Annotated in this window: 13 protein-coding genes; 5 read left to right on the forward strand and 8 right to left on the reverse strand. The window is 63.2% G+C overall.

Annotation, left to right across the window (positions count from 1 at the left end):
* Positions 1–138: 138 nt before the first annotated feature.
* The 4 genes from lepB to WEA77_RS14220 all read right to left on the reverse strand — a co-directional run bounded on the left by lepB (position 139) and on the right by WEA77_RS14220 (position 4951).
* Positions 139–987, reverse strand: a complete 849-nt coding sequence (gene lepB / locus WEA77_RS14205) for a signal peptidase I (protein ID WP_368068533.1) — start codon at positions 985–987, stop codon at positions 139–141.
* 81 nt (positions 988–1068) lie between these two features.
* Positions 1069–2154, reverse strand: a complete 1086-nt coding sequence (locus WEA77_RS14210) for an MBL fold metallo-hydrolase (RefSeq protein WP_368068534.1) — start codon at positions 2152–2154, stop codon at positions 1069–1071.
* 52 nt (positions 2155–2206) lie between these two features.
* Positions 2207–3175, reverse strand: coding sequence for a pseudouridine synthase (locus WEA77_RS14215; RefSeq protein ID WP_368068535.1), 969 nt, complete (start codon positions 3173–3175; stop codon positions 2207–2209).
* Positions 3176–3178: 3 nt separating this feature from the next.
* On the reverse strand, positions 3179–4951 hold the full coding sequence (locus WEA77_RS14220) for an acyl-CoA dehydrogenase (protein WP_368068536.1): 1773 nt from the start codon (positions 4949–4951) through the stop codon (positions 3179–3181).
* Between the two features lie 119 nt (positions 4952–5070).
* Here WEA77_RS14220 and WEA77_RS14225 point away from each other — a divergent pair, with 119 nt between their 5' ends.
* From WEA77_RS14225 to WEA77_RS14235, 3 genes are read left to right on the forward strand one after another with little or no spacing between them, the layout of a single operon-like run.
* Complete coding sequence (locus WEA77_RS14225; protein ID WP_368068537.1) at positions 5071–5784, forward strand: YceI family protein; 714 nt, start codon at positions 5071–5073, stop codon at positions 5782–5784.
* A gap of 5 nt (positions 5785–5789) precedes the next feature.
* Positions 5790–6983 carry a cytochrome b/b6 domain-containing protein gene (locus tag WEA77_RS14230; RefSeq protein WP_368068538.1) on the forward strand — a complete coding sequence of 398 codons (1194 nt, stop codon included), beginning with the start codon at positions 5790–5792 and terminating at the stop codon, positions 6981–6983.
* Positions 6984–7026: 43 nt separating this feature from the next.
* Entirely contained in the window at positions 7027–7971 is a 945-nt protein-coding gene (locus tag WEA77_RS14235) for an L-threonylcarbamoyladenylate synthase (protein WP_368068539.1), read from the forward strand.
* 8 nt (positions 7972–7979) lie between these two features.
* Here the strand turns inward: WEA77_RS14235 and WEA77_RS14240 are convergent, their stop codons facing one another.
* Positions 7980–8192 (reverse strand): DUF3126 family protein, encoded by a 213-nt coding sequence (locus tag WEA77_RS14240; RefSeq protein WP_368068545.1) that lies wholly within the window; start codon positions 8190–8192, stop codon positions 7980–7982.
* Between the two features lie 82 nt (positions 8193–8274).
* On the reverse strand, positions 8275–9090 hold the full coding sequence (gene cysE / locus WEA77_RS14245; RefSeq protein ID WP_368068540.1) for a serine O-acetyltransferase: 816 nt from the start codon (positions 9088–9090) through the stop codon (positions 8275–8277).
* A 126-nt stretch (positions 9091–9216) separates the two neighbouring features.
* Between cysE and WEA77_RS14250 the strand changes: the two genes are divergently transcribed.
* Positions 9217–9843 (forward strand): nitroreductase, encoded by a 627-nt coding sequence (locus tag WEA77_RS14250; protein WP_368068541.1) that lies wholly within the window; start codon positions 9217–9219, stop codon positions 9841–9843.
* On the opposite strand, the gene queF is transcribed toward WEA77_RS14250, so the two are convergent.
* Positions 9844–10311: a preQ(1) synthase gene (queF, locus tag WEA77_RS14255; protein ID WP_368068542.1), complete on the reverse strand. Its 468-nt coding sequence runs from the start codon at positions 10309–10311 to the stop codon at positions 9844–9846.
* Positions 10304–11323 (reverse strand): calcium/sodium antiporter, encoded by a 1020-nt coding sequence (locus WEA77_RS14260; protein ID WP_368068543.1) that lies wholly within the window; start codon positions 11321–11323, stop codon positions 10304–10306. Before WEA77_RS14260 ends, queF begins: the two co-directional genes overlap by 8 nt.
* Positions 11324–11737: 414 nt before the next feature.
* On the opposite strand from WEA77_RS14260, the gene WEA77_RS14265 reads away from it, so the two are divergent.
* The coding region (locus WEA77_RS14265) for a hypothetical protein (RefSeq protein WP_368068544.1) at positions 11738–11949 on the forward strand (212 nt) is incomplete at its 3' end.

Below are 11949 nucleotides of genomic sequence, written 5' to 3' on the forward strand. Positions count from 1 at the left end.
CAGCCGATGTCGTTTCTGGCATCGTCCTTCCTCGTCGATTTGGCAGCGCGCAGGTCCCGTGCCGCGTCCAGACGCACTAGCGGCGTTGCCTTTGCCGGGCAAGCCGGAAGCGGGGCCCGGAGCGGCAACCTGCCGGTATCAGAGCCCGCGCCAGACCCGCTTCTTGCAGGGTTCATCATCCTGCAGGCCGCAGCGATGGAACGTGAGCAACACTGTGTCGGCGCGGCCGATCAGGTGATCGAGCGGCACAAAGCCGATGGAGGCATCGTCGGCGTTGACACGCAGCGGACAGCCGGCGCGGTCGACCATGCCATTGATCGGCGGGCAATGACCTGAGAGTTCGCGGCTGTCGTACGAATTGTTGCGGTTATCCCCGATCAGGAACATGTGCCCCTCGGGCACCACAAACATCATCGTGTCGGACACCGGTCGCCCCCGCAGGCCGCGGTGGGTGGTCCAGGAATGATCTCCGATGGTCTCGGTCCATTCCTGCACCTGGTCGACGATCACTTCACGGTCCGGCACATAGCGCACTTCACGCGTGAACTCCGACTGCACGGACTGACCGTTCAGGATCAGCGTTTCGCCGAGGATCTGCACGGTGTCTCCCGGCAGGCCGATGACGCGCTTGATCATCACCCTGTCCGAATGGGTATGCTCGAACACCACCACTGCGCCGCGCTCCGGCGCACCCGGAAAGAACCGGCCCTCACCCAATGGCAGGTAGCGACCCATGCTGAGCGGCAGCGAATAGCGGCCATACCCATAGGCAAACTTGGCCACAGCCACACGGTCGCCGACTTCCAGCGTCGGCACCATGCTTTCCGACGGGATCACGCGCTGTTCGTAAAGCAGGCCGGTGAAAAGCAGGAAGGCCGGGGCAACAATTGCCAGCGTGGCGCCCCATTCCTTCAGTTCGCGCTTCACCTTTTCCCAGGTCGACACTGGCGGCGCCGACTGCGACGGGGCGTCGATTTCAATGGGCATCGTGACCTCAAGAATCCACTTCGGCGGCAGTCTTAGACGAATATGTCTTCCTCTGCGAAGGCGAAAAAGCCTCGCAGACTGCTATTCACCCGGTTGGGTGACATGGGCCGGATTGTAAAGCGTCACCCCGGTGTCGGAGGCCGAGAGGGCCAGTTCACCGCGGTGCTTGAGGTAATTCAGGTGTGCCAGCGCCTCGCCGGTGGCCATGCTGAGTTCGTCGCCGGCAATTGCCCGCCCGAAGACCGCGACGAATGTATCCAATACGGTGGCGGGCCCCTTCTCGAGCCGGCGGCGCAGGCGCGACAGCGCGGTTTCATGCCCATCAATCAGATGTTGCAAGCGCCTGTGGGCGCCTGTGAACGGCTCATTGTGGGCCGGAAGTACAAGGCAATCGTCCGGCAGCGCTTTCATCAGCTTGCGGCAGCTGTCCAGCCATTCGGCCAGCGGGTCGGCCTCCGGCTCGGTCGGGTGAACCGATACATTGGAGGATATGCGCGGCAGGATCTGGTCTCCAGAAATCAGGATCCTGAGTTCCGGGCAATAGAGGCAGGCGTGCTCAGGCGAATGACCGGCGCCCATGATGACTTGCCAGCTCGAACCGGCCATCTGGATTTCGTCGCCCTCCGACAGCCGGAAATAGGCATCCGGCATGAGGCTGACGCCCCGGCCGAAGCCGCCGAACCGGGATTTGTAATGGTCGAGTGCCTCTTCTTCCCAGCCGCAGCGGCGGTAGAAGTCGAGCGCGACGGGCGGCGCCTGACGCCCGGTATCGGCGACCAGCATCCGGCAGGTGATGTATTCCAGGCGGCTCATCCAGAGCTGGGCGCCGTATTTGTGACAGAGCCACCCGGCGCTGCCGACATGGTCCGGGTGCATATGGGTGATGATTATGCGCTTCAGTGGCTTTTCCGGGGTCACCCGCCCATCCAGCAGCTTGCCCCAGGCCGACTTGGTCTCGGGCAGCGGCAGGCCGGTGTCCACAATGGTCCAGCTGTCGCCGTCATCAATCAGCCAGAGATTGATGAACTTCAGCGAGAACGGCAGCGGCATCCGCACCCATTCGATTCCCCGCGCGACGGTGATCGTCTCGCCGAGGCCGGGCGTGACTTCCCCGAAGGGATAGTTCAGGCCGAAGCGGGTCGTCGGAGCGTATTCAAATCCATCCATGGCCCACGATACGCCGCGCGCCGGGCACGTCGAGCCGTAACGCAAGGGCAGGCTACTTTATCGGACTGCGCGGCCGCCGCGCAAGCTTCGTGCGTTTGAAGCCCTCACCCGTCACCCCGTAATTCCTGGTCCGATATGGAACTTTTGGTGCCAGTTCCGAGGCGACTTCCTTCGATTTTCCTATCGACGACTTGCGGGCCTTAGGGCCGGGCGCCGGGGCCTTCTTCACGGACTTTGCCTCGGCTGCCCTGCCAACGCTTGCGGCGATAAGGGCCGCACGTTCCTTGTGGCTGAGGGGGCGCCACTTGCCTTCCGGCAGGTTTCCCAGCTCGACCGGGCCGACACGTACCCGGTGCAGGTCGGCGACCCGCAGATGCACCAGCGAACACATCCGGCGGATCTGCCGGTTGCGGCCTTCGTTGAGGACGAAGCGCAGCGTGTCCTTTCCTTCGGCTGTGACCCTGGCAGGGCGCAGCTTGCGGCCGTCGAGCTCAAGCCCGTGGCGTAGCTGCGCAAGTTTCTCCGGCGTGATCTCGCCGAGCACCTTCACGACATATTCCTTGTCGACCTCGCTCAGCGGGCCGATCACCGCTTTGGCCAGCACGCCGTCTTCCGACAGGATCAGAAGTCCGCGCGAATCCTTGTCGAGGCGTCCCAGCGGCGCCATCTTGTTGTTGCGGCCAGGGATAGCATGGGCCTCACCCTTCAGGCGCTCTTTGACAATCAGGCGGATGGCCGGCGTCTCGCCCGGCTCCGGCGTCCCGGAAACGTACCCGATCGGCTTGTTCAGGACGATGGAGAGCTGGTTGTCGAGCTTCTGAGCGGCCTTGGAGTTCAGCTTGATCGTCTGGCCCGGGACGATCCGCTCGCCAAGTTCGGTGATCGGTTTGCCATCAATCTCGACAAGGCCCTGCTCGATCAGAGCATCAGCCTCGCGGCGCGAGCAGACCCCTTCGAGCGCCAGCCATTTGTTTATGCGGACCGATTCGGCGCCCGTATAGGTTTTCGTCCAGGCGGCCATGGTTCAATCGATTCCAAAGAGTGCACGGCTGTTGTCGAGAAAGCGGTCGCCGCCTTCGGTGATGCCGGGCACGCGCCCCGGCGCTGAGGCAAGCGAGGTTTCCGCAAAGAACCCTGCGAGTGCCATCTGGCGGGCCCGGAAGTCCGGCTCCTTCTGGCGGGCTGCAAGGGCGGCGCGGGCAAGGAAGTGCCCGCCGATCACGTCGCCGGCAAGCGCGAGATAGGCGGTCGCGCCAGCGAGCGCTTTGTCCTGCTCCTGGGCCTTCATGCGCGCGAGCATCCAGTCGGTGGTCTCGGCCAGCGCCTTCGACGCCGCCCATAGACGCTCCGCCAGCTGAACGAATTGCGGATCATTGGTAGAGCGCGCGAGGCGCACAGTCTCATCCACCTCGGTTAACATGGCGCGCATCGAGGCGCCACCATTTCCAGCGATTTTGCGACCCACGAGATCGATGGCCTGTATACCGTTCGTGCCTTCATAGATCGGCGCGATACGCGCATCTCGGTAAAGCTGCGCCGCGAGGGTTTCGCTCATGAAGCCCATACCGCCATGCACCTGAACGCCAAGGCTGGCGACATCGACGCCCATGTCGGTGCTCCAGGCTTTCGCGATCGGCGTCAGCAGATCTTCCCGTGCCTTGGCGGCGGCGCGGATCGAGGGCGTGTCTGAGGCATGCGCAAGATCTGCTGACACGCCGCAGGCATGGCAGATAGCGCGCGCAGCGGCAACACGTGCGCGCATGGTGATCAGTGTACGGCGCACATCGGCATGGTGGAGGATCGGCGCGGCGCCGGAAATGCCCTCGACTTTTCCCTGCTTGCGTTCCTGCGCATAGCTGAACGCCGCCTGGTAGGCCGCCTCGCCGACCGCCACACCTTCAAGGCCGACATTCAATCGCGCAGAGTTCATCATCGTGAACATGCAGGCGAGACCCTTATTCGCCTCGCCAATCAGCCAGCCGGTCGCTCCGGAGTATTCCATCACGCAGGTCGGGCTGGCGTGGATGCCGATCTTTTTCTCGAGGCCGATGCAATAAACCTGATTGCGCGCGCCGAGCGTGCCATCCGTGTTGACGAGAAACTTCGGCACGAGGAATAGCGAAATGCCTTTCGAGCCGGCCGGAGCACCCGGGACGCGCGCCAGAACCAGATGGATGATGTTCTCGGCGAGGTCATGGTCGCCCCAGGTGATGTAGATTTTCTGGCCCGAGATGGCGTAGCTGCCGCCCACGTTCGGCACGGCCCTGGCAGACAGGGCGCCGACATCGCTGCCGGCTTGAGGCTCAGTCAGGTTCATCGTGCCGGTCCAGTCCCCGGCCACGAGTTTCGGCAGGTAGGTGTTCTTCTGGTCGTCCGTGCCATGCGCCAGCAGCGCTTCGACCGCGCCATAGCTGAGCATCGGGCAGAGGCCGAATGCCATGTTGGCGGCATGGAACATTTCCATCACGCCGAGGGCCAGCGCGCGCGGCAGGCCCTGCCCGCCCCATACTTCCGGCGCCGCCAGGCCCATCCAGCCGCCCTTACGAAAAGCATCGTAAGCGGCCTTGAAACCTTCCGGGGCGATGACCCGGGTATCTTCCAGCCGCGCGCCCTGCGAATCGCCAACCGGGTTCAGCGGTGCAAGCACATCGCGCGCAAGCTTCGCCGCTTCCTCAAGGATCGGGCGGATGATCTCTTCATCATAGGCCTCGAGGCCCGGCAGGCCTTCCAGCTGGCCCATCCCGGCTACCGCCTTGAGAGAAAACTCGATTTCGTCGATCGGGGCGTCGTAGGGCATCAGCATTCCATGTCGCGGATAGGAGTTATTCTTTGCGAGTGATAGTCTGATTGCTGCACAGACCGAAAGTCTGCACTATTTGAGCGGGAGACCCGTCGGGCATTTTGGAGACGAATACAATGAAACTTTTCCTGATTTCCGCCAGCGCGCTGGTGCTGGCTGCGTGTACCCCGGCTGCGCAGACCACTGTTGCCGCTGACGCCGCCGCGCCGGCCGCAGAAGTTGCCGCCCCCGAGGCCGCTCCGGCTGCTGAAGTCGCCTTTGGCCAGGCTGCGGTCTACGACATCGACCCGGGCCATACCTCGGTCACCTGGCGCGTGAACCATCTCGGTCTTTCGAAATACACGGCACGTTTCAAGACCGTGAACGCCACCCTGAACTTCAACCCGGAAGACCTCGCCGCAAACTCGGTGGAAGTCACGATCGACCCGCGCTCGGTCGAGACCGACTTCGGAGGCGATTACAAAGGAACCCACCCGGACAGCCCGTATGCCTCCTGGAACGATGACCTCCGCCTCAACCCGGGCTGGTTCAATGCCAGCGCCCACCCGATCATCACGTTCAAGTCGACCTCGGCCGCCCAGGCGAGCCAGACCACCGGCACGGTAACCGGCGACCTGACCTTCCTCGGCGTGACCAGGCCGGTGACCCTCGACGTGACCTATAACGGCATGGTCCAGTTGCCCTGGACACCGGATCAGGACCGGATCGGCTTCTCTGCAAGAACGACACTCAAGCGGTCGGATTTCGGCATGAACAGCAACCTCGAATTCATCGGCGATGATGTGGAGATCATCATCGAGACCGAGTTCCTCGAAGCTGCCGCCGGTTAGTTGCGATGAGCGCTGAAGCGTCGTCGTCGCGCTACACAGCCGTCGCCATTGCCCTTCACTGGGCGATGGCGGCGCTGCTGCTGTTCATGATCTGGCTCGGCTGGAACATGGAAGAAAACGAGGCCCGCTTTCAGCTCCATAAGTCGATCGGCATAACGGTTCTGTTCCTTGCCCTCGCCAGACTGGCCTGGCGGTTTACAAACCCGCCGCCGCCGCTGCCGGAGGCCATGCCCAAACTGGAGAAGACGGCCTCACACGCCGTCCACATCGCCTTCTATGCCCTGATGATCGGTATTCCGCTGGGCGGGTGGCTGCTGGTGTCAGTCTCGCCCTTTCAGGTCGCGACCGTGCTCTATGGGATCGTCAGCTGGCCGCACCTGCCGTTTACCGAAGGCCTGATCAGCGAAGACCTCTACGAAATCGTCGAGTTCTTCCACAGCAAGGGCGCATGGGTGATCATCGGCCTCCTGGCCCTGCACGTGGCAGGTGCAGCGAAACACGAGTTCGGCGCCGAGGACGGCGTACTGAAGCGGATGCTGCCGGGCCTGTTCGGTCGCCCCAATCCGCCAACCCTTCCTGCGCGCGGCTTCATGTTTGCGTTTGGCGGCAGCGCCGCCCTATTCGCCGTAATTGCGGTAGCATCCCTTCTCAGCGCGGGCCCCGCGAGTTCCGGCCCGGCGCCCTCGGGAACGGGGCTGGTTGGCGCAAATTGGAAGGTGGACTACAATGCTTCGCAGATCAGGTTCTCCGGCCTTTACGAAGGCAATGGCTTCGACGGTACGTTTGGTGCCTGGGTTGCGGATGTCGCTTTCTATCCTGAGGCGCTGGAGACGTCTGCGGTCAAGGTCGTCGTCGACGCGGGTTCGGCATCGACCGGCAAGAAACTCTACGATGACAGTCTGAAAGGCCGGGAATGGTTCAACATCGCCGAGTATCCGGAAGCGACCGTTGAACTCGGTGGCTTCTCAGAGGCTGCGGGAGGCTATTCGGCCACCGCAACGCTTACGCTGAAGGGCAAACCTGTAAGCGTACCGCTGAACTTCACGCTCGATATTTCTGGCGACGAAGCCCGCCTTGAAGGGCTTGTAAAGTTTTCCCGTAAGGCGCTGGATCTTGGTCAGGGCTCTGATCCGGGCGGGAAATGGATTTCGGACGAGGTTACCGTCACGATTTCCGGCCGGGCGACGCGGACACGGTAAACCGCCGGTATGCCGGATCTGCCACCGGTGCTATGGCCCCGCCATGACCGCGCGCATTGTGCCCATCCTGCCCGAAACCATTGCCCTTGCCGCCGAGATCCTTGGCGAAGGCGGGCTGGTCGCCATCCCCACCGAGACAGTCTATGGCCTCGCGGCGGACGCGGCCAACCCGGAAGCGGTCTCCCGCATCTACGAAGCCAAGGGCCGGCCCCGGTTCAATCCGCTGATCGCGCATGTTTCGTCCTGGGAGATGGCGGAGCGGGAAGCTGCGTTCTCGCCCCTGGCCCGGCAATGCGGCGAAGCTTTCTGGCCGGGCGCGCTGACACTGGTCCTCCCCGCGCAGGCCGGTGGGCAGGTATCGGACCTTGCCCGTGCGGGCCTCGAGACGCTGGCCCTGCGCTGGCCGAAGCACAAGGCGGCAGCCGCGCTGATTACCGTTTTCGGACGGCCCCTGGTTGCCCCCTCGGCAAACCGCTCCGGCCATGTCAGCCCGACACGCGCCGAGCATGTCGAGGCCGACCTTGGCAAGCGCATCGATCTGATCCTTGATGGTGGGCCCTGCGAAGTCGGCATGGAGTCCACCATCCTCGGCTTCGACGCAGGCGGCCCGGTCCTGCTAAGGCCGGGCGGCATTGCCACCGCGCAGATTGCAGAATTGCTCGGCCGGCCCGTATGCCACGCGGCGGATGCAGATGCCATCAGCGCGCCGGGCCAGCTGAAATCGCACTACGCGCCGAAAGCCCGGCTTCGCCTCAACGCCGAAAAGGCCGAAGACGGCGAAGGCTTCCTGACCTTCGGGCCGGGTCAGACGGGCGGCCTGAACCTTTCACCCACCGGCGATCTGGTGGAAGCCGCGTCTAAACTATTCGCCGTCCTGCGCGCACTGGACGCCCGGTATGAGCGAATAGCTGTCGGACCGATCCCCGAAACGGGGCTCGGCGAAGCCATCAATGATCGATTGCAGAGGGCGGCGCACCGGGAAGACTGATGGACGGCTCAGCCGCCCATGATGTCTTCCTTCAGCACCGTCATCATCAGCTGATAAGAGGTCTCGCCCTCTTCCTCGTCCTTGTAGATGACGGCAAGGAATTCGGCGCCGAGGTAGACTTCGAGGGAATCGTTGAGCTTGTCGCGCGCGAGCAGGCGCAGGCCCGGATGCAGCTTCTCCTTGAGATAGGCCTCAAGGCGAAGGGTTTCTTCTTTGTTTATCATGGGAATTCCTGAACCAAATCAACACAAGCCGAGACTAGACGCTTCCAGCGCCTGAGCAAAGTGTTGCACTGCAAGGTATTTATGAGGTTTCGGCGGCGTCCGGGATGCCCTGATCCATGTTCTGCGCCGGCTGGCAGCAGGTCGGACCGGAAACGATCTTCGCCGGCACGCCCGCAACGGTGCACTGGGACGGCACATCCTTGAGCACCACACTACCCGCTGCGACCTTTGCTTCATCGCCCACGGTAATATTGCCGAGGATCTTCGCGCCTACTGAAAGCAGCACGCCCCGGCCAATTTTCGGGTGCCGGTCGCCGACTTCCTTGCCGGTACCGCCCAGCGTAACGCCGTGCAGCAGTGAACAGCCATCGCCCACAACCGCTGTTTCGCCGATCGTTATGCCGGACGCATGGTCGAACATCACGCCGCGTCCGATGCGAGCGGCTGGGTGTATATCAACGTCGAACAGTTCCGAGGCGCGGCTCTGGAAATGGAAAGCGAGTGTCTCGCGGCCCGTGCGCCACAGCTCGTGCGCAACACGGTGGGTCTGGAGCGCGAGGTAGCCCTTGAAGAACAGGAAGGGCTGCAGCATGCCCCGGCAGGCGGGGTCGCGCTCAAGCACGGCCTGCATGTCGGTTTCGGCAACCGCTACGAGTTCCGGCGCGGCGCCAAAGATGCCGGAGATCACATGCCGGACCTGCTGGGTCGCCATCGCCGGGCTCGCGAGCTTTTCGGCGAGGTGATAGGACAAGGCGTCCCCGAGGGTGGTGTGGTTAAGGATCGCAGCGTTAAGATAGCTCGACAGGGAGGGCTCTTCCGCCGCCGCGGCCGTGGCCTCGAACTGCAGGCGTTTCCACGCTGGCGCCGGCGCCCCGATGTCCGGATTGTCAATCATACGGGCTCCCTGCGCGGTATCTGACATGTAAATGGCCTTCGGCGGCCGCAATTTCAATTGCTATAGTCGGGACGCGTCATTTTCGGTCCTTCTCCTCGCGCGGTCCTCTGATTATGCCAGACCTTGATGACCAGACGCTTTCCGCCTCCCCCGCCCCGTGACCAGCCGCTTTCAGGCGCCCGCCCGAGCGCCGATGCGCGGGCCCTGCTGGCGCTGCGCAAGTCTGCAAACAAACTTGTCCTAGGCGAGCCGGGCCCAAGCCCCTCTGAACTGGACGAACTGCTGCGTGTTGCCATGCGTGTGCCCGATCACCGGAAGCTTGGCCCGTGGCGGTTCATCGTATTTGAAGGCGAGGCGCGCGCCGGAGCCGGGCGAGCTTTCGCGCAGATACTCAGGGTGCGCGGAGCGCCTTCCCAGCAGGTCGAAGAGGCCGGGAAATCGATGCTTCGCGCACCCGTGGTCGTGGCAGTGATTTCGAGCCCAGTGGACGATGGTCGCACACCCGTCTGGGAGCAGGAACTCTCCGCAGGCGCGCTTTGCTACAACCTCCTGCTGGCCGCAAATGCCAGCGGATGGGCCGGCGTCTGGCTGAGCGAATGGGCCGCTTATGACAAGGATGCAGGTGTTCTCCTGGACCTCAAATCGCACGAGCGCGTCGCCGGCTTCGTGCATCTGGGAACGGCGAAGGCTGCAACGCCGGAACGTGTCCGCGCCGAGCTTGAAGGACGCGTCCAGCGCTGGACCGGCGCCTGATCAGCCCCTGCCGCGATACGGCGCGACGCCGGTCTCGGGGACGTAGAGGCCATCCGGCAGTGCGCCGGACTGCCAGAACACATCGATCGGAATACCGCCGCGTGGATACCAGTAACCCGAAATGCGCAGCCAGCGCGCATCGGTGAACGCGAAGATCTTCTTGCCGATGGAGACGGTGCAATCCTCATGGAAGGCGCCGTGATTGCGGAAGCTGGTCAGGTAAAGCTTCAGGCTTTTCGATTCCACCAGCCAGTGTCCCGGCGCATAGTCGATCACCAGATGCGCGAAATCGGGCTGGCCGGTGACCGGGCAGAGCGACGTGAATTCCGGCGCCACGAAGCGGGTGAGGTAGAGCGTGTCCGTATGCGGATTGGGCACCCGCTCCAGCACGGCGGCGCCTGGCGAAGCGGGGATGGCGCTTGCCTGACCGAGTTGGCCGAGGCCCTTGTAGATCGTGTCGTCAGCCATTGGGGATCAGGTTCAGCGTTGGAAACAGGTTGAAGGTGAGGCCCATGTAGATGATGTAGCCGAGCAGGAGAACCCCGCCTTCCCAGCGCGCGAGTTTCCGGCCGGTCATCGCGAACAGCATCAGCAAGCCGGCGGAGAGAGCCAGCGCGCCGACGTCCACCGAGGAAATGATACTGACCGGCACATTGCCAGCCATCGCATCGGCGGTGATGTCGCCCCGTACGCTGAAGGGCGAGACCAGCGCCGTGATCCCGACGATGCCCAGGATGTTGAAGATATTGGAACCGATGATATTGCCCAAGGCAACATCTGCGCGCTTGCGATAGGCGGCGACAATGGCGGTTGCGAGTTCCGGCAGGCTGGTGCCGATGGCGACAATCGTCAGGCCAATGACGGTTTCGCTGATGCCGAATGACCGGGCGAGTGACACGGCGCCGGTGACGAGCAGGTTCGCTCCGATCACGACGCCAACAAGGCCCGCCGCGGCAATCAAGAGCCCGGCGACCAAACCGTAATGGACGTCGACGGATGCAGCTTCGGCCGCATGCAGTTGAGCAGGCGCGCTCGGGCGCCGCTGGTCGGCGATCAGCGAAAAGGCGAGATAGGCGATCAGCAGGCCCACCAGCGTAATGCCGGCGATGCGGCCAAACTGGTCGAACCATAGCAGCGCGCACAGGAGCGCCGTGGCTGCGATCATGATCGTGCCATCACGGGCAAGGGCGCTGGGGTGAACAATGATGGGGGTGATGATCGCCGCAAGGGCCAGAACAATGAAAATATTAGCGATATTCGACCCGACAACATTACCTACCGCGATGCCGACGGCGCCGCGATCCACCGCCTGCAAGCTGGTCACCAGTTCCGGAACCGATGTGCCGAAACCGACCAGCGTGAGGCCGATGACCAGCTCGGAAATGTTGAGTTTGCGGGCGACAGATACCGATCCGCGCACCAGCGCTTCACCGCCAAAGAATAGCAGCAGGAGCCCGCCGAGGGCGAAGAGATACATCATTGCGCCGAATCCTGCGGTGGTTGCGGCAATATAGGGTCACGCAAGCGTGATAGGCAATCGCCCCCATTAGACCCAATGTTTAACTTTCACCTGTCAAGTGAACGTTATGGTTTCGCACATATGAGTGGGCCATTACTTGCAATCCTGCCCCGGCAGAAAGCTGAGACACTGATGAAAGACGCGAAACCGGCCAATGTTTGGACGTTCGCCCGGCCTTTGGCCGGGGCGTGTCTGCTGGCGGCGACGTCCGGTTGTGCGCTCATCCCCGGCTTGCGCGGCGCTATTTCTCAAGAAGCTGAAACCACCCCGCGCGCAGCTGTGGAAGGCGTGCCCCCTGCCCTGAGAGCGAGGGCCAACGAACTCGTCCGCGTTGCCGAACCCCCGCCTCGCAGTGTGCTGGAAGCGCGCAACCGAATGAACAGTTCCGCCGGTCTGCTGCGTGACCTGATGTCCTCCGAAGGCTACCTCGCCGCCGATATTGCGCCCTCGCAGATCGATGCAGCCGGCGATACAGCTGTACTGGTGGCGCAACCGGGTCCACTCTTCACGGTTGTGAAGCGCGACTTTGCCGGTCGCGGCGACATGGTGCCGGAAGTGGCGCTCCGGCTGGAGAAGGAACTTGAAAA

It is taken from the genome of Hyphomonas sp., from assembly GCF_040882205.1.
Classification (GTDB): Bacteria; Pseudomonadota; Alphaproteobacteria; order Caulobacterales; family Hyphomonadaceae; genus Hyphomonas.